The organism is Ruminiclostridium cellobioparum subsp. termitidis CT1112 (assembly GCF_000350485.1).
Taxonomy (GTDB): Bacteria; Bacillota; Clostridia; order Acetivibrionales; family DSM-1351; genus Ruminiclostridium; species Ruminiclostridium termitidis.
The window spans coordinates 242,176-265,741 of record NZ_AORV01000065.1 but is presented as its reverse complement, the minus strand read 5'-3'; the positions used below and the strand labels follow the sequence as shown (position 1 = coordinate 265,741).

The following is a 23,566-nucleotide window of genomic DNA, read 5'->3' as shown; positions in this document are numbered from 1 at the left end:
CCTCCCTATATGATTTTTTCTGCCAAGGGATTTACTCTGCAAGACAAAAGTAGCAAAATAAAAGCCGCCTGGGCATTTTAAGCGCCCAGGCGGCCGGCTTTTAAAAGTCATACTCCCGTGTGGTAATCTCCACTTCCGCCAGTTGCATGACAGTTTTGAATCAAAATTTAAAATTAATTTTTACATACTAAGTATAAATTAACTTTGATTTAAAAGTCAAGTGATATCCCAAAATTCAAGATAAAATTTATGAAAAAATCTACAAGATATGCTAATATATTAAAGCAATAAACTATATATTGTGGCTTATTTCAAATGTGAGCGCAGATAAAGCATTGTTGACAAGAACATACGTTTGGTATACTATTACCATAGTTATGGAAGATTTTTGGAGAAAAAGATATTGGGAGGAGAAAAAAATGGAGTGCCAATTAAGAGATATATCTGTTTATTATGAAGAGTATGGCGAAGGACGGCCAATAATAATGATACATGGCTATACAATAGACCACAGAATGATGGTTGGCTGTATGGAACCCATTTTAAATACAATTCAGGGCTATAAGCGGATTTATCTTGATTTGCCCGGAATGGGAAGGACAAAGGGAGAGCAGTGGATAACCAGTTCCGACAAAATGTTGGAGGTGGTGCTGCAATTTATTGAAAAGGTTATTCCCGGACAGCGTTATCTGCTTGCAGGCGAGTCGTACGGAGGCTACCTTGCGAGAGGAGTTGCTTACCATCAGGCAAATAACATCGACGGACTTTTTTTACTCTGTCCTGTAGTTAAGGAGAGGGACAATAACAGAACCCTTCCGCAAAAAACCGTTCTGGTAAGGAATAAATCCTTGCTTGGCGGATTGTCAAAAGAAGAAGCGGAAGGCTTCGAAGAAATGTCCGTCGTACAGAGTATGGAAATTTTAGAAAGATACAAATCCGAGATACTATCCGGTGTCAATATGGCGGATATGGGTTTTCTTGAGAAGCTTAGAGAAAATTATTATTTCTCATTTGAAGCCGGTCTTATTGATCACAAATATGAAAAACCGGCGTTATTTATATTGGGGAGACAGGATTCCTGTGTAGGTTATAAGGATGCATGGGATATACTGGAAAAATATCCTAGAGCCACTTTTGCAGTACTGGACAGAGCAGGACATAATCTTCAGTTTGAACAGGTTGATCTATTTGAAGCAATGGTTAAGGAGTGGCTTTTCAGGATAAAAGAAAGTTTACAGGTTTAATTATTGAGATGTACAGACTTAATTATATTATATTGTTTAAAATAATAAATAAGAAATTAACCGGAGGCACATATGACCGAAATATATAATATTCTTAATTTTATAAAAGATATTGAAGGACTGAAAAATGTAACAAGAACTGCATGGACCTCTGAAGGAAAGCAGGAAAGTGTCGCAGAACATTCCTGGAGGCTTGCAGTATTCGCACTTTCTCTGGCGGAATATTTTCCTGAGGCTGATGTGGGTAAAGTATTGGGAATGTGCATTATACATGACTTTGGTGAAATTTATGAGGGTGACGTGTCGGCAAAGCTTGAAAGCGACCCGGACGGAAAATTGAAAAGAGAGGCAGATGCTGTAAGTACATTGGTAAAAGATCTGCCGCAAAATCCGAAACAAAGGATTAAGGACCTTTGGAATGAGTACAATACTGCCGTGACTTTAGAAGCAAAACTTGTCAAAGCTCTGGACAAGTTGGAGACAATAATGCAGCACAATCAGGGAAGGAATCCCTCTGATTTCGACTATGAATTTAATTTAAACTATGGTAATTCATATATGGATTTTGATAAAGTTATTAAAAACATTAGGGAACTGGTAGATGAGGAAACAAAAAGGAAATGCAAATCAGGAGGGTAAACAAAAATATGAGATACCGTTGTTTGATACTGGACCATGACGATACTGTTACTAAAAGTACGCCTGATATTCATTATCCTTCCTTTGTGGAAGCAGTAAGGACTCTGCGGCCGGATATGGAGCCCCCCAGCCTTGAAGAATTTGTTTCACATTGTTTTAATCCGGGGTTTAATGAATTGTGCAGGGACATTATGAAGTTTACAAAAGAAGAGCAGGAGTGCCAGTATCAAATATGGAGAAGTTATACAAAGAGCAGGATACCGGTGTTCTATGAAGGCGTCAAGAAGCTGTTGAAGGAATTTAGGGAGGACGGAGGCCTTATTTCGGTGGTTTCTCATTCCGAGAGCCAACAAATCCGGAGGGATTATTTACATAACTGCAATATGGAGCCCGACCTGATTTTCGGCTGGGACATGGAGGAACACCAGAGAAAACCCAACCCATATCCAATATACGAGACTATGAAAAGGTACAATCTGGATGTTAAGGATATACTGGTGGTTGACGATTTAAAACCGGGGTTGGATATGGCCAGAAAATGCAATGTGGAGTTTGCAGGCGCCGGCTGGTCGCATATTGTTCCTGAGATCAGGGAGTATATGAAAATCCACTCCGACTATTATTTCAATACGGTCCAGGATTTCACTAAGTTTTTATTTTTGCATTAAGAGAACTCTAAGAACGTACCTGTAAATATTTTATAAGAGAGCTGGAAATTAAAGATTTGGAAGATTACTTGGCAGACACTCAACATGCAAACGTATATCAGTGAACCCTGCAAACATGTGCAACAAAAGTCGGACACCATTATCTTGTTTTTATTATTATATTACTCGAAGGGCATCAAATGGATTGGATTAAGAGCATTAATAATGCATTGGAGTACATAGAAACAAATTTAACTGAAGAAATCGATTTCTCCAAACGCTGATTGATATGTCCTGGGAAAAGCCGCAGTGTAAAATGGAAGGCATCCTGGGTATATGCGGAAAAGATTCCGATATCAGGGAGGAAGAGTTTGAGTATTTTATGGGGGCAAGATACCAGGGTGAGGTCTCCGAGGGTATGGAAACACTTTTAATTCCACCGTCAGGCTGGGCTGTTTTTCCAAATGTTATTGATACCTGGAAACGCATATACTCCGAATGGCTTCCTACCTCAGGCTACCAACTTGGAAATCTGCCCTGCATAGAGAATTTTCTTGCACCGGGGCACCAACCTGAAAATGAATTATGGGTACCTGTTATAACCGGATATATGGAGGTGAAAGGGTAAAGTGAAAAAAACAAGCTTATTTTCAGCATTTCCTTATATCAGGACCGATGAAATTACACTTAGAAAAATAGAAAAATCAGATGTGGATGAGCTGTTTTCCATATATAACAATGAGAACATATTCAGATTCAGACCGGAGAAGTCAGAAAAAATAAGTCCGCAGTGGAAAATATGATTACACATTTTGAAAGAGATTTTGGCAAAAAGAAGATAATCTACCTCGGTATTTGCAGCAATGAAAATGCAGGCAGGATTATTGGAGTAGCAGAAATATTTGATTTTGACGAAAAAGTAAATATGGCTACAATTGGTTACACTTTAAGCGAAAACTATTGGGGACAGGGTTATGCCGCCAAAACCGTAAATGCTTTATGCGGTTTCCTGTTTGACACTGCAGATATAAACAGAATACAGGCCTTTGTAATGCCTGCCAATGTCAGATCGGGAAATGTGTTGCTGAAGAATGGTTTTCTAAAAGAAGGAACAATAAGACAGGGGGTATTTTGGACAGGAAGAGGAGTGGTTGACCTTGATTTGTATTCATTACTTAAATCAGATGTAATTTAACTTGAACAATTATAAAACAAAGGTTGAATTAATGGACTTTCGTTCTTTAATGTGCCGGGAATGTGCCGGGCAAATCTCATAAGCACGTAAAAAAGAACAGGTTACAGTAAAAATGTAACCTGTTCTTGAATATATGCATGAATATTTATTATTTTGTAGCCAATACTTTCTTGAGCCTGGCGAATCTTGGGAGTCCATCTTCCTTTGGAGGAGTTGATTCACCCTGTATCAAAGGTAATGCATAATCGATGAATTCCTGTTTTAAACCGTTTCCGGCTTCGTTGATCCATTCTCTTGGAATTTTCTTTTCGGTATTTGCAACATCGTTCAAGTCAAGCAGCTGAATTTCGCACTTGTATTCTTTTCCTTCAGCTCTCTTGAAACCAACCATTTTGTCAGTCATACCTTCAACTGCATATCTGACAGCCATTTGACCCGACATGTAGGATTCGTTGACGTCGCTGGCCGAACCGCAGTGAGCTGCACATCTCTGGAGAAGGCTGAATTCTATACCACGGACCTTGGCTCCGGTCTTTTCTTTAACAATAGCGGCCAAAGTAGCTGCAAGACCTCCTAATTGAGCATGTCCGAAGGAATCTCTCTGCTGGGCAAGATCTGAACCGTACTCGGAGATATACTTTCCGTTCTTATCCTTGATACCTTCTGAAACAGCTACGATACAGTTGCCGTTTTTCTTGTAGATTGCAGCGCAGTCTTCAAGGAACTGATCCATATCAAAATCTATTTCAGGGAGGTATATCAAATCAGGACCTGCACCCTTGTAAGTAGCCAATGCTGTTGAAGCGGTCAGCCATCCTGCGTTTCTTCCCATAACTTCCAATATTGTGATCATGCCTGTGTTGTAAACTCTTGCATCGTGGTAAACTTCCATGGTAGAAGTGGCAATGTATTTAGCGGCACTTGAAAAGCCGGGGCAGTGGTCTGTCCCGAAAAGGTCATTGTCTATAGTCTTTGGAACACCCATTACTCTGCACTCGTAACCAACCTTCTGCATGTACTTGCTGACCTTGTTGCAGGTATCCATTGAGTCGTTTCCGCCATTGTAGAAGAAATATCTGATGTTATATTTTTTGAAAACTTCAACGAGTCTCTTATAGTCAGTTTCATCCTGATCAACTGATTTGAGCTTGTAACGAACTGATCCCAGAGCGGAAGAAGGAGTAGTTTTTAATAAATCAAGTTCGTATGGATCTTCCTTGCTCATATCATAGAATTTTTCATCAAGAATACCCTTGATTCCGTGAGCTGCACCGTATACAGCTGTAATAGCTTCCTGTTTTAATGCTTCCTGGAAAACGCCGCAGGCACTTGCATTAATTACTGAAGTTGGTCCACCTGACTGTCCGAAGATAGCGGCACCCTTTAAAACTGTCATTGTATATACCTCCTAATGATTTATATTAATTTGTATAAATGTACGCTGCTTTTACCAAACCTTTCTTTGAAAGGCTGATATTACAATACGCAATCACATTAAAATATAGCATAATGGATAATAAATTGCAATTATACATATTCATTTCTTGCAGATTTAGCATTCTGAATCACTCGCTGCTTCATTCAGATTTATAGGTAGTGTTTTATAATAATATTTGATTTTTGTTTGAATATTATTATTGCTGCTTAGCCATTGACAAAAAAATATCAAAAATTCCCTTGATTTTAAGCTGAATTTTTCATAAAATAGAAACGATGGGTTTCTGGAATTACCTTATTATTTATTAAAAGAATATTTTTGATAAATAATAATTATTATAAAATGGGATTCATAGTTTTTGTACTGAAGGCAAAGATGTGCAGGCCACAAAAACATAGGATTTCAGGTAAAATAAAATATAAAAGGAGTGCATTTAAAAATGGCATTAGTAACTTCTACAGAAATGTTTAAGAAAGCTTATGAAGGCGGATACGCCATAGGTGCTTTCAATGTTAATAACATGGAGATAGTTCAGGGTATAACCGAAGCAGCAAAGGAAGTAAATGCTCCACTTATTCTTCAAGTATCGGCAGGTGCCAGAAAGTATGCAAATCATACTTATCTCATGAAGTTGGTTGAGGCTGCAATTATTGAAACCAACCTTCCAATATGTCTGCATCTTGACCATGGTGATACCTTTGAACTTTGTAAATCATGTATTGACGGAGGATTCACTTCGGTTATGATAGATGGTTCACACCATTCCTTTGAAGACAACATTGCATTGACAAAACAGGTTGTTGAATATGCCCATGCAAGAGGAGTAGTTGTTGAAGCTGAATTGGGAAGACTCGCAGGTATTGAAGATGCTGTCAATGTATCAGATGCCGATGCAGCATTCACAAAGCCTGATGAAGTTGAAGAATTTGTTACCAAGACAGGTGTTGACTCTTTGGCAATAGCTATCGGAACAAGCCACGGTGCATACAAATTCAAGCCGGGACAGAAACCACAACTCAGATTTGATATATTGGCAGAAGTTGAAAAAAGACTTCCCAAGTTCCCAATAGTTCTCCACGGTGCATCATCAGTTATTCCTGAGTTTGTTGAAATGATCAACAACAACGGCGGAAAAATGCCAGATGCTATAGGTATTCCTGAAGAAATGCTCAGAAAGGCAGCAGCAATGGCTGTTTGCAAAATCAACATTGACTCTGACCTGAGACTTGCAATGACAGGCAGCATCAGAAAGTATTTTGCTGAAAATCCAAGCCACTTCGACCCGAGACAATATCTCAAACCAGCTAGAGAAGCTATAAAGGGACTTGTTAAGAACAAGATCGTTAACGTTCTCGGTTCAGATGGCAAAGCTTAATTAACAGTAATTTAATTTGAAGAAATATAATAAACAGCTTCCGGACTTTAGGTGGGAAGTCACAAGGATAAGTTGTGAACCCACCTCATAAGGCAAACTGAATACGGAACATAAAAAGCAGCAGGAGCCAATAGTCACCTGTTGCTTTTTTCTGTGTACGTTTCTTGTTCCCAAATAAAGAAAGCTGACTTCCTAAAAAGTTGTAGGGATTTTTATTTCGCGCGCGAGCTTATTTTTCTGCTGTAACGGAGACGGCCTTGTTTGCAACTCTTTTATGGGATATTCCGAAAGGATCGTAAATCTATATCTATCCATATCCCAAATGATAGAGTCTCTTGCCTGGAGGACCGCCGCTTAGTACTGGGTTACATGTGACAAAAGGACTGCAAACAAAGTTCGGAACGCTTCGTTTAATTGCTCCCGTTGGCAGCGGCCGCTGCTCTTTGGGCGGATCTCGCTTCCTACTCTGCTTTCATTTCCTCTCGACTTTTTTCACTCATCAGCAAGTTAAACTTATAGTGATCATTATATTCGATCTGCTCCAGCACCCCGTCATACTGGGAAAAGGTTATAAACGCCACTTCGCCGTTTTTACCCTGGATTTTGAAACTGATAAGCACGTCACCCTCTATGCTGTCGTATGCCTGCCCGACACAATTAATTGCTTCAATATCGCCGTGAACGACATCATATTTTTCTGCCAGCTCTTTTGCCGTAGGTTCATATTTGCTTTCGTCTTTGTCAATAGAATCTGCATTAACCTTCTCTTCCAGCGTTCTGTTCATGTATACGTGAAGCAAGTCGCCGGTAACCGAATCAATCCGCACGGAATAACCATCCACACGATATCCGTCGTGGTAGTCCTGGCCTTCCATCTTAACCTGAGCATCCCACATCGGAAGTCCATCGTCCCGCCAATGCATTTCAATGGTTTGGCCTTCCAGGTTCACGCCATACGCCTGCCAAAGGTATTGTGCCGCAAGCTCCGCCGCTTCTTCTTTTGTCAGGTCTTTTTCCGAGGGAGTCTTGTTTTCAATGTTTTCATAATACGGCTTGATCCACTTAATTGAATAATTGGCTTTTTCATAGCCTTCAGGCAATTCCTTTGAGGATGATGCATCCACATTGACATAGCTTGTCGGAATTGTATCTGTTTTGTTATATTCCGCAGCCGCAGCCGCCTGTGTAAGCCCCTGGAATATCATCGTGCTTGCCCCGATAATCATCGTGGCGGCCAAAATGGTCTTTTTGAACTGTTTTCCTTTTGATCTTTTTTCTCTCATGGGAAGCTCTCCTTTATTGTTTTAATTTGTGATCACGGGATCAGTATACGGGGCCTTAATTATAGAGTTTTAATCAAGTTATTGTGAAGTTGTAAAAGTTATTTTTGCCGTTGTTCCTTCGCCGGGCCGGCTGATAAAACTCAATTCCGCGCCGTGACTCGAAGCAATCTGCTTGCAGATGGCAAGCCCCAGCCCGGCTCCGCCGTCGTTGCGGTTCCGTGACTTTTCTCCCCGATAAAAAGGTTCGGTGATCTGCGAAAGGACTTCCTGGGTCATACCTTTTCCGTTATCCTGAACACTGATCGTTTTCTTTTCATTTTCCATCGCTGCCCGAACATCGATGTGGCCGTCTTTTCCGCATGCCTTTATCGCGTTGTCGATCAGGTTGATCAGCAGGCTTTCCAGTAGAGAGACATCTCCACGTATCGTCTCTATCTCGCTGCAAAACTCTATCTGGATATATTTTCCCGCCAGTTTCCCATACAGCGTTTGCCTGACCGAATGAAAGAGGTCGGATACTTTCAATTCCTCACAGGTAAGCGGATTGTTCTGCAAATTGGCAAGTTCCAGCAACTGAAACGCTATCGTCTGCAGGCGGCGGCTTTCCGACATAATGTATTGAAGCGCCGACAGGCTGTCATCCTCCGACATGACAGCCTTTTGTATATATTCCGCATATCCGTAGATTGCGGTCAGCGGCGTGCGGAGTTCGTGGGCAAAGTTATCAACAAACTGCTGCTTTTGATCGGCGGCATTCTTCAATTCCGTTATCCGGAGCTGGATTTCCTCCGCCATGTGATTGAAACTTTGGGCCATTTCAGAAAGCTCATCACCACCTGATACCGGAAGCCTGGTTTCATACGCACCACCTGCGATATCTTTGGCTGTCCGGGAAATCTGCTTAAACGGCCTGAATATCCGGTTTAGTACAAGAAGCAGGCCAAAAGCGAGCAGGATGGAGAGCGCAAATCCCGCCAAAAACAAATTATTTTTCAGGTGGCTCCATGAGCTGATGGCCTCCGTCGTATCGTAAAGATAAACCAGGGTGTAGGAATGATAAGGGTCGGAAAGCTTTCCCGAGACGATAACATATGTTTGATTGCTCGCCTTCCGGATCGTTGCCAGCCGGTTTCCGCCCACCGGTGGCTTTAGGGAATTGTCCTCCAGTACAGAGGCGTTCTGATCGGAATAGATAAGCTGATCGTTTTTGTAAAGCGCAAGCCTCGTCTTGTTGTCTCCTGATAGATAGCTGTAAGGCTTTAACAGTAAGCTTATGGAGCCGTCCAAGTCAGCCCCGCGGCTTTCTACTGCAATGAAATCCTTGAGCAGGGCGGAGGCGATAAAATAATGTTCGCCCAGGATTCTTTCCTCCGCGCGGTTTACCGTGTCCCTGAACATAGTAACGGAAACAATGAAAATTCCAAGGTTAAAGAAGAAAAGAAAAAGTGCAAGCGTCGTTAAAAAAATCCGCTGCTTCATCGGCCTGCCTCCAAACGGTAGCCCAGCTTGTACACGGTTTTTATCCTGTCGTCCCAATCCAGCTTTTTACGTAGCTTTTGTATATGTACATCCACTGTCCGGGTATCTCCTTCAAAATCGTAGCCCCAAACCAGTTCCAAGAGTCTTTCCCTGGAGAGCGCGATATTCCGGTTGTTCACAAGGACTTCCAATAAATCATATTCCTTTGGAGTACATTCAACCAACCGCCCGGTATGAAATACCTGATGGCTACCAAAATCGATTTTTATGTCTCCCGCTTCAAAACAACTCGCGTTTTTCTGTGTCCGCCGCAGGACTGCTTCCACGCGGGCCAGCAATTCTAACATTTCAAAGGGCTTTGTCAGATAATCGTCTGCTCCCATGGAAAAGCCCTTGATACGGTCAGGCAGGCTGTTTTTCGCCGTCAGGAAAATCGTGGGTGTTTTATTTGCTTGCTCTATCACTTCAAACCCGTCAAGCCCCGGCAGCATAATATCTAAAATTATCAGATCGTAGGATTGATTCTGTATTTCAGAAACGGCGGTTTTTCCGTCAAAAACAGAGACACATTGATGGCCCACAAGCTGTAGGTTTCTTTTTACAAGCTCATTGATTGCCGTTTCGTCTTCAACGATTAAAATAGATGCCAAATTACTCCACCTCCTTATTTTATTTTAATAATATTATCAGCGTTTTGTTATAGAGTTGTAAAGCATACCGTAAATTTTCATTTTTGTTTATTCTGATACGGTATATAATCGACCGTAACCATCTCACCGATACCGCCGAGGTTGAGAAAATCCGCAGGAATGTTTATGCCATTATGAGAGCGGAAACCCGCAGGGAGCAACCCACACGAAAGCAGGATATGGAAATATAACAACGCAGCGATGGGCAATTTCCGCCCGTCGCTAATTCCCATATAATGACTTTCGCAAGAGGAGATACAAGCCTTTTAACTTTTGATATGCATCAATAATCTCGTCCTGTAACTTGCCGTTATAGACGGATTCGTTTATTGGACAAGCGCGTTCGATATAAAAACTCTTTCTATTCAGCAAATTTTTTAACGCTTCATTATTGATCTCCGGATAGTGATCTTTTGCGAATTTGTCACCGATAATCGCCATATTCAATCGGTCCAATTTATCAAGTTCCCTCATGAACGACTGGCTGTTTTCAATAATTTTTCCCCGTATACGCTCCATGCCTGCACTGGTCTGCTTGTATATCCTTATGCCATAACCGTAATAATCGCAGCCCATATCGAAATAAAGACCTAAAATATCTTTCTCACTTGAAGGTTCACGAAACCGTATATACATATATCCTTTCAACGGCGTTGCCCTTGAAAATCGCATATCGCTGTACATGGTCGATACGCATTTTGATGGCTTTGTGATAAGTGTATCGCTGACGGACAAAGCCGTTTGCGTAAGCCCATTAAATAAGAGTGTCAATGGCTCTGAAATAAGTGGCTTGTAGGCCAATTTGTTTTCAGGCAGCAGCTCAATCGTATTATTGAATTGTAATGAAAATAAAAGGTTCGTAAAATCTTTTGGGAACCCAGTAAAATGTGGAGCGTTATCGACTATGTTCATGTTGCCTCCACATTCAAGACCTGACGAACATATTGCCCGATTTTTTTATCAAATCCTTGCTCGGCGGTTTCAGGTTTCACGACTATGCCTGTGTTCCATTCATCATCATACGGTATCAGTTTTAGCTGTATAGTATGCAGTGCATTAGCTATTGGGTCGTTGACAACTTTTTTATAATCCTTTTGAGAAATCCCATCGGCTTGAGCAACTTCGTTACCTGAGCCGCCGCCGTGAGCAATCACAGCCGTTTTTATGCCGTACACCTCTGACTGATACGAGGTGTCCTTATCCCATCGGTAAAAAGTAATTTCTTCCATTTTCTCAAGGAGCATACACAGCTTCGCCGGGATCGGCGCATAGTGCGGGGATACGATAAACAAGATATCGCAGGCTATTATTTTTTCATAAAGCCGATTGAATGTATCGTCTGTAGCGCAGCGTCGGCTGCTCAGACATTTCACGCAATCTCTGCATGGACTAAGATCCAGATTTTTAAGTTCGACAATCTCACCCTCCATGCCAGCTATGTGTTTTTTAGCTTCATCTAAAACGGACTTGCAAATCTGATAGGAATAGGTTTCTTTTATCCCCGGACGAAAATTATTAGAAGCTGAAATGCAAAGTATCCGCAAGCCCTGATTGTCTGGCTGTTCCATTTCATTCACGCTCCTTTGCATCGATCAATTCATACCCTGCCCAGCTTACCGTCAAGGCCTGTCCGCCTGTCAGCGGGATATGCCGCAACGGTAAGTCCGTTCTCACTTCCGTACCCTTGGGGCAATGAAATGAAAGATAAGCGTTAATAAGACAAAGCCCCGCTTTTTCTTTGTCATATGGTTTACCGATACTCGGCGCAGCAATCAGGCTACCCGCACTAGCTCCCACATAGATTTTATTCGCATAGACCATCTTTTTTACAATTTCGTCAAACCCGGTTTCTTTCATACGCCGAAGCAGATGGCTCGTATCTCCGCCTGTAACATAGACTACGTCATAGGTCATGGCCTGATCTAAAGTCAGCGTGCCGTCGATATCGTAAATATGTATGCTGTTCGGCAAAATCCCCGCGCTTAATAGCTCTGCAAAGCAAGCTCCGGCTGCTGGGCGTGACTCGTTGCTGTTTGCCGCAGTGGGGATAAACAGAACTTTAGCTTGTTCTGCCGGCTTACCTAACATCTCGTGAAACCTGCGGATGATGTTTTGATGCACTGTGCTTTTGTCAAAGCACTCAAAGCTGGAATACCATCCACTATCCGTCAACAAAACATTCTGCCACACCTGGTTACCTGATTCAGCCGCCCAGCGGTGGCAGACCTCGACACGCGCCCCCTGCGCATTGTCCCCGTGTTCTGGGTCGAGATAGGAATAAGCATACAGCTTGCCACAGGGGATGACATCGCACTCTCCACAATGGACAAGGCTTTTCTTCTGACAACAAATAGCTATCGGACATTCTCCATGAAATGGATGCCCGCCCGTTTCAATACAGCCACCACAGCCGTTAGATTCTTTCCAATCACAGTCTGAACAATGTAACCCACATCTCGAATCAACCACAATACTACCTCCATTTTCATCGCATTTTCAATATCATTCTACAATTTCAAACACGACAACTGTATGTCACATTCATTCATAGCGTTCAGAAATATTTTTTGCCAAGCGAGCAAATTCATCGCGGCTTTCTTTAGGTTCCAATACTTCAGCTTTATCGCCAAATGCAAGTATCCATGAGAAAATATATTCCTTGTTAGTATAATCAAGTGATAGAAGCAAGCCCGTGTCGGTTTCCTCATAACTGTTTAATCCGTATTCTTCAATTAAGCGAAAACGGACGCTTTTATCAAATAGGATTTTTATATTATAAGGCTCGGGCGTAGCATATCCGCTACTGGCTCTATCGTTTGGGATAGGATGAGCTATAAAAGTAATATCGGTTATTGATGGATTCCACAGACGATTCAACTTAAATTGCCGAAAATCATTTCTTAAATTGCACCAACCAAATACGTACCAAGTGCTCCAGATAAACTGGATAAAATATGGCTCTATTTCACGAGTTATTTCCCCTTTTGAATAGTAATAATCGAAGCGAACTGTCTTATGTTCATAAATTGCCCGTTTGAACAACTCGATTTTTTCAGAAAGACTGTCCTTGTAATGACTTGACAAATCTATAACAATGCTATCTGCCAATGAAACAATGCTGTTACCCGTTGCAAGTTTAGCCATTATATTCGTAAAGTTTGATTGACTTGATACAGAATCCAAACTTTTCAAAGCAGCCACAAGATTTTGCAATTCATCCGACGTTAATATACCTTTATTGATTTTATAGCCATCTATGATAGCTATACCGCCGTCTGCACCCCTTGTTGCCGTGATGGGTATGCCAGCCATAGCCAACGCATCAATATCACGCAAAATCGTTCGCCGCGACACCTCAAAATGTCGTGCCAATTCCGGCGCGGTAGTTTTTTCGTTTTGAAGTAATATAGTCAGAATACCGATTAAGCGGTCAATTTTCATTTTCATCACCAACGATATTATAACACACGAACACGACATCTATATGTCATATTAAAACATTTTTAAATAGTTGGACAAACCTCCTTGACAAAAGTTGTCGGAGAACAATGTGCTGGGGCGCATCCCCAACGAACACTTCCGATTGCTGTCTGCAGAGTACACTACGGAACAGGCGCAACTACGGGAGAAGCTCCCGAAGCTGGAGCAACGGCTGGAACGACTTCAGAACTCACTGACCAATGTGGCACAGTTTATTGACAAAGCCAAACGGTACAGCAACATCACGGAGCTCGCGCCGGAAATCCTGCGGCTGTTCATTGAGAAGATCGTGGTAGGTGAAAAACCGCAGAAATACTCTCGCACTGCCGAACAGGATATCTGGATTTACTACCGCGACATTGGGCTGATGGACACGCCGGAGGAACCATCCTGTGAAACAGAAGCAGTACCTGAGGAATATGAGCTCATGGATATCCAAGCGACAGACCTGACAGCCGAAGCTGCCCGCCCCATCACAGGGATTTATATCCGGTTCACTTTTTGCCACTATGATACCCCTCCTTTTGTTCGGGAGCTGTTTTATTGTGTAACGAATACTACACGTTCTGCGTGTGGTTCCGGAAAGCTTATAGCTTTGAGTGAAAAATATAAAGCCTCCTTGTTAAGCTGGCGAACTTCTAAAAAGTCCTGTCAGGCAGAGAGGGAAGAGAAAACACAAGTGATATGACTGTATTTATGTGGTAGAATGGATTTATTACAGATTCACAATGGTAACGTATACTTCAAAATACGAGGTGAAGAAATCATGACAGACAAAAAAATCACAGTACAATTTACGATGCTGACATTTTGCATAGCCTATCTTGTGTCAGGTGCTTTGATTGCTCTTGGGCAATTCGGATATTCGGTTCACAATTGGGTTCACTCGTTACAGCAGTTCGGGATGAATATTCCTTTTGCAATCTATATTTTGTCGCCCGCCATTGCTTCATATATAGTTTTGAAGAAAAATAACAAAATAGCAGATTTTAAGGAATGGTTGAAAACTGTTTTTTACGCCAAAATTAACATATCTCTTTATTTATTCGTTGCTGCAGGGCTTGCGCTGTATTTTTTGGTACATATTGCAGTTTCAGGCCGTACCGAAATGGTGCTTCCATTTTATATGTTCTTCCTTTCCCTGCCTGGTTGTCTTATTATCGGCGGCTTGGAGGAAGCTGGCTGGATGTACATATTGCAGCCTGAGCTTGACAAAAAATATGGCTTTGTTTTATCCTCCGTTTCTGTTGGAATCATTTGGACTTTATGGCATATTCCTCTCTTCTTCATTCCGGGGACGAATCACGGAGAGGGACTCATTAACTTTTGGATGTTTGCAGTTCAACTCATTGCATTTCGGTTTTTCAATGGGGCAATCTACAAAATATCAGGAAAAGGCCGTGTGTTTATGTGCGTGTTATTCCACACCATGTTCAATGCGGTATCTCCAATTTTTGGCACCATGACTATGACTTGGGCGGGAACAATTGCCGCAAATGCTGTGATTGTTCTTATTTCTATTGTAACCGTTGTGATATACGACAGAAAGAACAGGCGAATAGTATAAGCATTTGCTTCAATCACCTTATACTAATAAGGCCAAGCCCATTTGTTGTCAGCAGCCGTTTCACTGTCTGCGTAGTAGTTCCTTATATGCTGGCCTAAATATAATTGCAATATAGTGTTTGCACCAAAATACTGTAGACAGGCAATATGCGGGAAGATAAAAACAGATATAGGTCAAATATTGAGAAAGTCATGCGGACAAAAAAGAGTAGAAATTATATAGGCAAATACGTACAGATTGTGCTAAGTGAAATTTTGTTTTGCTTTACAGATAGATTTAATTGGACCAACTGGTAACGCGAGGACAACTTCATAAAATAGGATGCACGGTTAAAAACAATTGCGGCAAAATCGCTTTATAATGAGGCGATACAATTTACCGCAATTGTTTTGGGTGCGTCCCTATTTTATGAAATTAGTACGGAAGTTACCAGTTGACATAATGAATTACACAGGTAAAGCAATCTAAATCAATTGGCACAATGCGTTAATTTAAATCACCCGAAACCTGTAAAACACTTACTTGACCATAAAAGCTATCAATGCTCCGTACTGTCTTATTACACTGTCCGGAATGAAATTATCAGAAATGAATACACAGCCGACAGGGGAATACTAAATCAAATAAAATATATATTCAAGGCGAAAGTCTCATCCCTTAAAATACCGGGGAATGGGACTTTTTTGCTGAAACTGTGTTTTTTATATTAAGAAATTATTAAATATTCTAAGATTTGTTGAGATATAAGGTCGAATTGTTTATATTTATAATAGAAATGTATTTTTGGTAATTTTAACTATTTGATTTTTATGATTAATGATGTGGGGGTAAAAATGAGAAAAAAAGCGGGAGTAGTTTGTCTTTTACTTGTTATTTTGATGCTTTTTCCAGTGGTGGGGTACAAGGTCTTTACAGAAAGGGAGTATCCGGGAAATGTGACAAATGCGCAGGAAATAGCTGCAGTTGAGGATATGCGTGGAGTGTGGATCGCGACGGTAAGCAATATTGACTTTCCCTCCAAGCCGGGACTAAGTGCGGAACAGCAAATGAAAGAGCTTGATGCAATAGTGGATAATGCTGAGTATATGGGGATGAATGCAATATTCTTCCAGGTGCGTCCTACAGGTGATGCATTGTACAAATCCTCGATTTTCCCATGGTCTGAATATCTGACCGGCAAGCAGGGAAAAGCAAATGACAAGAATTTTGATCCCCTGGCATATATAATAGAAAAGGGACATAAAAAGGGCATACAAATACATGCGTGGCTGAATCCTCTCAGACTTTCAATGGGCACAACCTCAAAACCGGTTAAAAGTGTGGACGCTTTATCAGCCGGCCATCCTGCCAGAAAAATATCCAGTGCTGTAGTGGCGGCAGGTAACGGCAGGCTTTATCTCGATCCGGGCTCACCCGAAGCCATTAAGCTCATTACCGACGGGGTTGCCGAAATTCTTAAAAATTATGATGTGGACGGTATTCATTTCGATGATTATTTTTATCCCTCAAAAAGTGAATGCAACGGTAAGGACTTTAACGACAGCAAATCCTACGAAAAATACAAGGGTTCCTTCACCAATAAGGACGATTGGCGCAGGAACAATATAAATACACTGGTAAAGAGTACATACGACACTGTAAAAGCAATAAAACCTCAGGCTCAGTTTGGAATCAGTCCGTTTGCAATATGGTCCAACAAGGATAAAAATGCAGAAGGATCCGATACACAGGGCGGTATATCAACGTATTACGATCACTATGCCGATACAAAGAAATGGGTAAAGGAAGCATACTTAGATTATATAGCTCCTCAGATATACTGGAATATAGGCTTTAAGATTGCGGATTATTCGGTAATTCTGGATTGGTGGAAAAATGTATGCAGCGGCAGCAGCGTAAAATTATATGTAGGACATGCCGCCTACAAGATAAATGATCCCTCACAGGCCAACGAGTGGCTTGACCCATTGCAGATACCCAAGCAGATTGCAATGAACAGAGAAAGCAAAGCTGTCAGCGGAAGCATATTCTACGGATATTCGAATCTGAAAGCAAATGTGCTGGGAATCAAGGACAAACTCAGAGGGATATATGTGGCAGGCAGGGATGCCGGCAGCCCGGTGCCCGAAGACCGTCAGCTTTATATTGCAGCTCCCGGCAACGGATATAAAACCTCCTCCTCAAAGGTGAGTATAATGGGAAGCTGTGACCCCGATCAGCCGCTGTACCTGAACGGCAATCAGATAACTCCCTCCGAGGATGGATACTTTACGGTTTACCAGGAGCTTCAGGTTGGTGAGAACGTACTTGTTTTCAAGCATAAGGATAAGGAAACCATATTTAAAATAACAAGGACAGCTGCCTCGGCTTCCGCTGCTCCCTATCAGATGAACAAGCCGGGCTTCAGGACAGGGTATTTTTCGCCGACAGCGTCCATGACAATGAAAACAGGTCAGAAAATTGATTTTTCCTGTGTAGCGCCCACCGGAGCAAAGGTGTGGGTGGAGATAGGTAAATACAGGGTGGAGCTTGCCAATGCTGGTGACATGGATTCCAACGGAGGGGCCATCACCCCGGCGAGGTATAAAGGAACCTTTACCATGCCGGCAGTGCCGGGAAGCCAGAAAATATTGAATCTTGACAAGCCTGTTTTTGTCATGGAGTACAAGGGACAGAAAATAACAAGCAAGCAGGGCAATATTCTCAGCATTCAATCCGACAAGTATTATAAATATGCCCTTGTCAGCACTTCCGAGGCCGAAGCCGTGGCAAGGTCAGGACCGTCATCGGATCAATCCAGGGTTACTCCGTTGATAAACGGTGCGGTGGATTACATCGTAGGTGAGCAGAACGGTTATTATCTGCTGAAAAGCGGTGTTTGGACCGACAAAAAATATGTTAAGGTAGTAAATGACAAACCGCTGGCCTCCAACAAAATATCCTCCATAAACGTAAAGGATAACGGAAGCTATACCGACATTACTTTTAAAATGCCTGTTAATATGGTGTTTGGCATAGAAGCATCCCCGGCGGCAGTAATTCTGAAAATATATGGTACGACAGGTATTAATGCCGGGTCGGCAGTGCCCGGAGCAGCCATTTTCAAGTCCATAGATTATATGGCAGTCGACGGTGCGGCCCAATACACCTTTAATTTGAAGTCACCTGACAACTATTTCGGGTATTATGCCCAGTATAAAAACGGAGCACTTGTTTTATCACTCAAGAATGCACCAAAGATTTCGGGCACGGGAAGCAAACCTCTGACAGGCCTGAGAGTTTTACTTGATGCGGGCCACGGGGGAAGCGAAACCGGAGCCATAGGGCCTCTTGGAAAATACGGCCCGTATGAAAAGCAGCTCAATCTGGCCATTACTTTAAATACCAGAAAGTATCTGCAGGATTTAGGCGCCGCGGTTATTATGACCAGAACAGGTGACAAGACTGTCAGCCTAAATGAAAGAGCAAATTTAATAAGAAAAGAGAAACCCGATATAGCGGTTTCCATACACAACAATTCCATGGATGTGACGGCAGACTACACAAAGCACGTGGGTTTGCTGGTATTATATTCAAAGGACAGTTCAAAGGCTGCGGCAGGTTTTGTGAAGGATTCCCTGATAGCAGACCTGAAGCGCGATGATGGAGGATTTAGATGGCAGAGCCTTTCGGTATGCACAGTTACTCAATCTCCGGCCATATTGGTTGAAGGCGGCTTTATGTCAAATCCCGAGGAGTATCAGTGGCTGTCTAATTATGACAACCAGGTACAAATGGCCAATTCTATAGGTAAGGCCATACAGGATTGGGCCGTAAAGAACACAAGATAACATGAGAGGTATTGTATGCCGAAGGTATTTCTTGCAGAGGATGATCTGGCTCTCTCAAGTCTGGTGGCTGACAGATTAGCCAAATATAACTATGTTGTTGAAAAAGTAACCGATTTTAAGAATGTGGAAAAGCAGTTTGAGCAATCAAGGGCCGACATTGTGCTTATGGATATCAACCTGCCGTATCTGGACGGTTTTCATTTCGTGCGTTATATCAGGCGTGTTTCGGAAACTCCCATCATCATAATATCTGCAAGGAACAGCAGCAGTGAACAGGTCATGGGAATTGAATTCGGTGCCGATGATTATATAACCAAGCCCTTTGATATTGAGCTGCTCATTGCCAAAATGGGAGCGCTGCTCAGGCGAAGCCGGGCGGCAGCCAATTTGTTTGTCACTGTAATAAAGGCGGGAGAGCTAGAACTGGATACCGAAAAACTGACCTTGAAGACTCGGAATAACCAGGTCATGCTGTCAAAAAACGAGTATAGGCTTATTAAGAAGCTTATGGAAAAACCGGGCAATGTGGTTCCTAGGGAAGAGCTTTTTGAGGAATTATGGGATGATGCAACCTTTGTTGAGGAAAATACCCTTTCGGTTAATATGACCAGAGTGAAAGCACGCCTCCAGGAGCTTGGATTTTCAAATGCAATTAAAGTTAAACGGGGAGCAGGCTACTTTCTTGATGCTGCAGCCCTGACCCGGTCCAAAGAGGAGAAGAGCTTATGAAACAGGAATTATCCATATTCTTATGTTTCCTGAAAGACAAGCTCTCCCTTCTGATTCTCCTTATCATAAATACAGCTGTAATTATCCTTTTCTTCAATCTTTCCATGGACAGCACCGAATGGCTTTATCCGGCCTGTCTTTCTGTTGTCCTATCCGGACCGTTTCTGTTTGTACAATACTTTTCCTACAGGAAATTGATGATCATGTGTGATACCGGAGAAATAAACCTCCCGGACGAGGTTTATTCCGGCAAGCATTATGTAAGGAAAATAAATTCGACGCTTATCAAAATCCACAGGCATTATAATACAAGACTCAATGAAGAGAAACAAAAGAACCTGGATTTCAGAAGGTTTATCTCACAGTTTATCCACGCTATGAAAACACCTGTAACGGTCATCGACCTGGCCGTTCAAAACACCCCCGGCACGGCTTGCCAGGATAGGCGGGAATGTGGCTTGTATAACACCATTCAGGATATTTCAGAGGAAAATAAAAGACAGCTTGAAATGCTGAACAATCTGCTTGACTATCTGCGTATCAATGAATTCAACAAGGATTATAAGCCTGAGTCTGTGGATTTATACCCGGAATTGATAAAAATTATCAACAGCAAAAAACGGAGTTTTATTTATAACAACGTATGTCCCCATATTGTTCCCAACGGAATTCAAAGGGCCGAAGTACTTACCGATTCAAAATGGAATGCTGTGATGCTTGAACAGATAATATCCAACTCCATAAAATATTCCGGTGCTTCTGAGGAAATGAAAAAAGTGGATTTTAAAATTGAAACTGATGAAAATAAGACAATATTAAGTATACGCGATTACGGAATAGGGATTCCGGCACATGACCTTCAGAAGATAATGGACCCCTTCTTCACAGGGGAAAACGGCAGGAAGATGAAAAACGCCACCGGTATTGGACTGTACATAGTTAAACTAATATCCCAGGGGCTGGGCCACGAGATTGTTGTGGAATCCCATTCCGGCTCAGGTACATGTGTGTCGGTAATCTACCGTAAATTAAAACTTCAGTAACGTAAAACTTCAGTACGCAAAAACTGCTATTCTTTCAAAAATGTAAGTTTTGTGAAAGGTTGTTGAATACTTATTTATTCTCCGTAAATTTATAATTTGATTAAAGAGATCAAACGGAGGGAATGCATATGGCATTAATTGAAGTTAAAAATCTGATAAAGACATATTACGGCCAAAAAAACAAGCAGAGCACAAATGCTCTTAACGGTGTGGAACTGACCATAAATGAAGGAGAGTTCCTGGGTGTCATGGGACCGTCGGGAAGCGGCAAAACCACGCTGCTGAACATGCTGAGCGGCATAGATGTTCCCACAGGCGGCAATGTGGTCATTGAGAATCAGGACCTGTTTTCCATGAAGGCTGAGGAGCTTGCTCTTTTCAGAAGACGGAGGATGGGTTTTGTTTTTCAGGAATTCAACCTGCTTGACAGCCTTACACTGAGAGAAAATATCATGCTGCCGCTTATTCTTGATAAAAAGCCCATGTCTCAGATTGAAGAGAAAATAAACAGGTATCTGCAGCTTTTTGATATAGAGAAGGCGGCAGACAAACATCCCTATAATGTTTCAGGCGGACAGCAGCAAAGGGCGGCTGTGGCAAGAGCCCTTGTCAACAACCCGGCGGTAATATTTGCCGATGAACCCACCGGAAACATCGATTCCAAGTCAGCTAAAGCCGTAATGGGCTGTTTTGAAAGAATCAACGAAGATGAAAAGGCAACAATATTGATGGTCACCCATGACCCGTTTGCAGCAAGCTACTGCAAGAGAATTATATTCATACGGGACGGTCAGATATGCTTTGAACAGCTCCGGGACGGCAGCAGAAGCCAATTTTTTGAGAAGATAATAGACAGCCTTGCTGTACTTGAAGGGGAGGCTGATAAAGATGAAATTTAGCGGAATTGTGTGGAAAAATTTCAAATTCGGGATTCGCAAATATATCGCCTTTTTTCTGTGCAGTACCTTCACCATATCTATTTTTTTCATTTTCTGCAATCTTTCCTTCAGCAAGGAAATCAATGATTTTATGAACAGGGCAGGAATGGGATCCGAATATGTTTTTTCAATAATGGTCATTATTTTATCCATCTTTTCGGTAGGATTTATCAGTTATATCAACAGCAGCAAAAACAAAAGCAGGTCAAAGGAATTCGGGCTTTACATGACAATGGGCATGACTTACAGGGATATATCCAGACTGATAATTCTTGAGGATCTGGTGATACTGGCTGCCTCAATTGTGTTGGGAATAGCGGTGGGAACGGTTTTTTCCAGATTGGTTTACATGATCAATATGAAAATAATCGGAGAAGAAAACGGAAGATTCGTACTTGACTACCGGAGCTATTTGCTGACTGCCGCAATATTCATCGTCATATATGGGGTAAATATTTTTATAACTATTCTTTCCCGCAGAAAAATGAACATTAAAAGGCTGATGACCTCGGACAGGGAATCCGAGTTTACCGCCCGGAGTCACAGCGGTCTTGCTGCCGCGGGGCTTGTGCTGATGGCGGTATTTGCTTCAACCTCGGTGTCAGCAGCAATGTCAAGGGATATAGCTATGAAAAGAATACCCATTATTCTGGCGATTATTGCAGGAATGGCCGGAATGTATCTGGTCATATCACATATAACGGGAATTCTTTCGGCATTTGTTAAAGGGAATAGGGAGCTTTACGGCAGGAGCCTGCTCAATCTTTCGGAACTGAAATATACTTCAAAAAAGAATGCAAATGTGCTTTTCCTTCTCAGTATACTCAGCGGAATGATATTGTTATGCTCGGCTTCCACCTTTGCACTGCTGAGTATATCCGAAAAAATCGTAGAGAGGACTCCGGAACAGGTAATAACTTATATTGAGGCTTTCGGGGTAAACAGGTTTGAAGAGGGCTATGCGGATGAGCTTGTTAGGGAAAGCGGCGCAGGGCTGAGAGAGCATTTCAGATATCCCTGTACTTTTGCAAACAAAATTGAAAGTGTGCCGGCATCACCGGCAGATAAGGGAGCTTCACAGAGCCCTGCCGTTCCGGTATGTATCATAAGCAGATCCACACTGCATATTATGACCGGGGACCAGTTGGCAATAGGCAGCGGTGAAGCACAGATTCTTGCAGCCGACCCCCTGGCTGTACCTTCAGAGAGCAGTCTCAAGGAAATTGAAATAACAAACGGTGTTATAACAAAAAAACTCCTAATGAAAGGCACTGTCACCAATCACAATTTCAGCAGTGAAATTGTTCTGGGAAACAGATATATTCTGGTTGTTGCCGATGAAAATTACAGAGAGCTTGAAAGCTCAAATAAAGAATTTAACGGTATAATACACGATATAAGAGTGGATAAATGGAAAAAAACAGGGCCTGTTTTCGACAGGCTGAACGGGATAAGGGACAACAGCAATCCCCTGTCACAGCATTTTACCGTATTTGGCGATTATGCAGGCTATACCCTAATGAGACACCTTTATTCAAACTTTGTATTTGTTACAAACTTTATAAGCATTTTGTTCTTTGCGTCTTCAATACTGATATTGCTCTTCCGCCAATATGAAAGTACCGATAAGATGGCAAAGAAATATTCACAGTTAAGAAAAATCGGAGTAATGAGAAAGGAATTCAGGAAATTTATTCATACCCAGACAGGTTTCCTGTTTATTATCCCTCTTATCCTCGGTTTATTTATGGGTGCCTGCCTCATGCTTATTATCCAGTCAATAATGGGAGGCAATGATTTATATAAGGAATTTTGGAGTGCCAGCGCAAAAATTGCCGCAGTATATATCGTTCTTCAATTGATTTTCAGCAGAGCAGTTTCAGAAAATTATTACAAAGGGATTATCAATAAAGCCTCTATAAAATAATAAAGTTCAGCAGAATAATAATAAAGTATAACAGATTGAATCCACGTCAATAATGAATTGAGA

At 41.9% G+C, this 23,566-nt stretch carries 22 protein-coding genes, 1 pseudogene and 1 riboswitch; of the genes and pseudogenes, 15 read left to right on the top strand and 8 right to left on the bottom strand.

Annotation, left to right across the window (positions count from 1 at the left end):
• Positions 1–76: 76 nt before the first annotated feature.
• Positions 77–156: riboswitch (ZMP/ZTP riboswitch) on the bottom strand.
• A gap of 263 nt (positions 157–419) precedes the next feature.
• The 6 genes from CTER_RS23400 to CTER_RS23380 all read left to right on the top strand — a co-directional run bounded on the left by CTER_RS23400 (position 420) and on the right by CTER_RS23380 (position 3,725).
• Positions 420–1,244 (top strand): alpha/beta fold hydrolase, encoded by an 825-nt coding sequence (locus CTER_RS23400; RefSeq protein WP_004630233.1) that lies wholly within the window; start codon positions 420–422, stop codon positions 1,242–1,244.
• 72 nt (positions 1,245–1,316) lie between these two features.
• Positions 1,317–1,883 carry an HD domain-containing protein gene (locus tag CTER_RS23395; protein WP_004630022.1) on the top strand — a complete coding sequence of 189 codons (567 nt, stop codon included), beginning with the start codon at positions 1,317–1,319 and terminating at the stop codon, positions 1,881–1,883.
• Positions 1,884–1,891: 8 nt separating this feature from the next.
• Positions 1,892–2,551 carry an HAD family hydrolase gene (locus CTER_RS23390; protein WP_004630033.1) on the top strand — a complete coding sequence of 220 codons (660 nt, stop codon included), beginning with the start codon at positions 1,892–1,894 and terminating at the stop codon, positions 2,549–2,551.
• 259 nt (positions 2,552–2,810) lie between these two features.
• Positions 2,811–3,158 (top strand): GyrI-like domain-containing protein, encoded by a 348-nt coding sequence (locus CTER_RS23385; protein WP_341349553.1) that lies wholly within the window; start codon positions 2,811–2,813, stop codon positions 3,156–3,158.
• Between the two features lies 1 nt (position 3,159).
• Entirely contained in the window at positions 3,160–3,333 is a 174-nt protein-coding gene (locus CTER_RS28960; RefSeq protein WP_242835061.1) for a GNAT family N-acetyltransferase, read from the top strand.
• Positions 3,330–3,725: a GNAT family N-acetyltransferase gene (locus CTER_RS23380; RefSeq protein WP_242835059.1), complete on the top strand. Its 396-nt coding sequence runs from the start codon at positions 3,330–3,332 to the stop codon at positions 3,723–3,725. The genes CTER_RS28960 and CTER_RS23380 overlap by 4 nt, the downstream gene beginning before the upstream one ends.
• 148 nt (positions 3,726–3,873) lie before the next feature.
• Here CTER_RS23380 and CTER_RS23375 read toward each other — a convergent pair whose 3' ends face one another.
• The gene (locus tag CTER_RS23375; RefSeq protein ID WP_004630214.1) at positions 3,874–5,121 is read right to left on the bottom strand and encodes a 6-phosphofructokinase; all 1,248 of its coding nucleotides are present in this window, start codon (positions 5,119–5,121) and stop codon (positions 3,874–3,876) included.
• Between the two features lie 481 nt (positions 5,122–5,602).
• On the opposite strand from CTER_RS23375, the gene fba reads away from it, so the two are divergent.
• Positions 5,603–6,538, top strand: a complete 936-nt coding sequence (fba, locus tag CTER_RS23370) for a class II fructose-1,6-bisphosphate aldolase (protein ID WP_004629653.1) — start codon at positions 5,603–5,605, stop codon at positions 6,536–6,538.
• 461 nt (positions 6,539–6,999) lie between these two features.
• Here fba and CTER_RS23365 read toward each other — a convergent pair whose 3' ends face one another.
• The 7 genes from CTER_RS23365 to CTER_RS23330 all read right to left on the bottom strand — a co-directional run bounded on the left by CTER_RS23365 (position 7,000) and on the right by CTER_RS23330 (position 13,430).
• Positions 7,000–7,821: a hypothetical protein gene (locus tag CTER_RS23365; RefSeq protein ID WP_004630050.1), complete on the bottom strand. Its 822-nt coding sequence runs from the start codon at positions 7,819–7,821 to the stop codon at positions 7,000–7,002.
• Positions 7,822–7,899: 78 nt separating this feature from the next.
• Positions 7,900–9,300, bottom strand: a complete 1,401-nt coding sequence (locus tag CTER_RS23360; RefSeq protein WP_004629954.1) for a sensor histidine kinase — start codon at positions 9,298–9,300, stop codon at positions 7,900–7,902.
• Positions 9,297–9,950 carry a response regulator transcription factor gene (locus tag CTER_RS23355; RefSeq protein ID WP_004629861.1) on the bottom strand — a complete coding sequence of 218 codons (654 nt, stop codon included), beginning with the start codon at positions 9,948–9,950 and terminating at the stop codon, positions 9,297–9,299. The genes CTER_RS23360 and CTER_RS23355 overlap by 4 nt, the downstream gene beginning before the upstream one ends.
• Positions 9,951–10,211: 261 nt before the next feature.
• Positions 10,212–10,901: a DUF2461 family protein gene (locus tag CTER_RS23345; protein WP_004630106.1), complete on the bottom strand. Its 690-nt coding sequence runs from the start codon at positions 10,899–10,901 to the stop codon at positions 10,212–10,214.
• Positions 10,898–11,557, bottom strand: coding sequence for a flavodoxin family protein (locus CTER_RS23340; protein WP_004629634.1), 660 nt, complete (start codon positions 11,555–11,557; stop codon positions 10,898–10,900). Before CTER_RS23340 ends, CTER_RS23345 begins: the two co-directional genes overlap by 4 nt.
• A gap of 1 nt (position 11,558) precedes the next feature.
• Positions 11,559–12,458 carry a Type 1 glutamine amidotransferase-like domain-containing protein gene (locus CTER_RS23335; RefSeq protein WP_004629763.1) on the bottom strand — a complete coding sequence of 300 codons (900 nt, stop codon included), beginning with the start codon at positions 12,456–12,458 and terminating at the stop codon, positions 11,559–11,561.
• 72 nt (positions 12,459–12,530) lie between these two features.
• The gene (locus CTER_RS23330; RefSeq protein ID WP_004629941.1) at positions 12,531–13,430 is read right to left on the bottom strand and encodes a helix-turn-helix transcriptional regulator; all 900 of its coding nucleotides are present in this window, start codon (positions 13,428–13,430) and stop codon (positions 12,531–12,533) included.
• Positions 13,431–13,539: 109 nt separating this feature from the next.
• Here CTER_RS23330 and CTER_RS23325 point away from each other — a divergent pair, with 109 nt between their 5' ends.
• The 8 genes and pseudogenes from CTER_RS23325 (at position 13,540) to CTER_RS23295 (ending at position 23,503) form a co-directional block, all read left to right on the top strand.
• Positions 13,540–14,157: a DUF4368 domain-containing protein gene (locus CTER_RS23325; protein ID WP_040761923.1), complete on the top strand. Its 618-nt coding sequence runs from the start codon at positions 13,540–13,542 to the stop codon at positions 14,155–14,157.
• Between the two features lie 78 nt (positions 14,158–14,235).
• Positions 14,236–15,036 (top strand): CPBP family intramembrane glutamic endopeptidase, encoded by an 801-nt coding sequence (locus tag CTER_RS23320; protein ID WP_004630183.1) that lies wholly within the window; start codon positions 14,236–14,238, stop codon positions 15,034–15,036.
• Between the two features lie 84 nt (positions 15,037–15,120).
• Positions 15,121–15,255, top strand: a pseudogene (locus CTER_RS27815) (IS200/IS605 family transposase); the annotation flags it as partial.
• A 614-nt stretch (positions 15,256–15,869) separates the two neighbouring features.
• A complete protein-coding gene (locus CTER_RS23315; protein WP_004629583.1) occupies positions 15,870–18,866 on the top strand; it encodes a family 10 glycosylhydrolase in 2,997 nt (998 codons plus the stop codon).
• A gap of 15 nt (positions 18,867–18,881) precedes the next feature.
• Positions 18,882–19,595 (top strand): response regulator transcription factor, encoded by a 714-nt coding sequence (locus CTER_RS23310; RefSeq protein ID WP_004629794.1) that lies wholly within the window; start codon positions 18,882–18,884, stop codon positions 19,593–19,595.
• On the top strand, positions 19,592–20,638 hold the full coding sequence (locus tag CTER_RS23305; RefSeq protein ID WP_004629882.1) for a sensor histidine kinase: 1,047 nt from the start codon (positions 19,592–19,594) through the stop codon (positions 20,636–20,638). Before CTER_RS23310 ends, CTER_RS23305 begins: the two co-directional genes overlap by 4 nt.
• Positions 20,639–20,766: 128 nt before the next feature.
• Positions 20,767–21,537: an ABC transporter ATP-binding protein gene (locus tag CTER_RS23300; RefSeq protein WP_004629813.1), complete on the top strand. Its 771-nt coding sequence runs from the start codon at positions 20,767–20,769 to the stop codon at positions 21,535–21,537.
• Positions 21,527–23,503 carry an ABC transporter permease gene (locus tag CTER_RS23295; protein WP_004630052.1) on the top strand — a complete coding sequence of 659 codons (1,977 nt, stop codon included), beginning with the start codon at positions 21,527–21,529 and terminating at the stop codon, positions 23,501–23,503. The genes CTER_RS23300 and CTER_RS23295 overlap by 11 nt, the downstream gene beginning before the upstream one ends.
• The last annotated feature ends 63 nt before the right edge of the window (positions 23,504–23,566 follow it).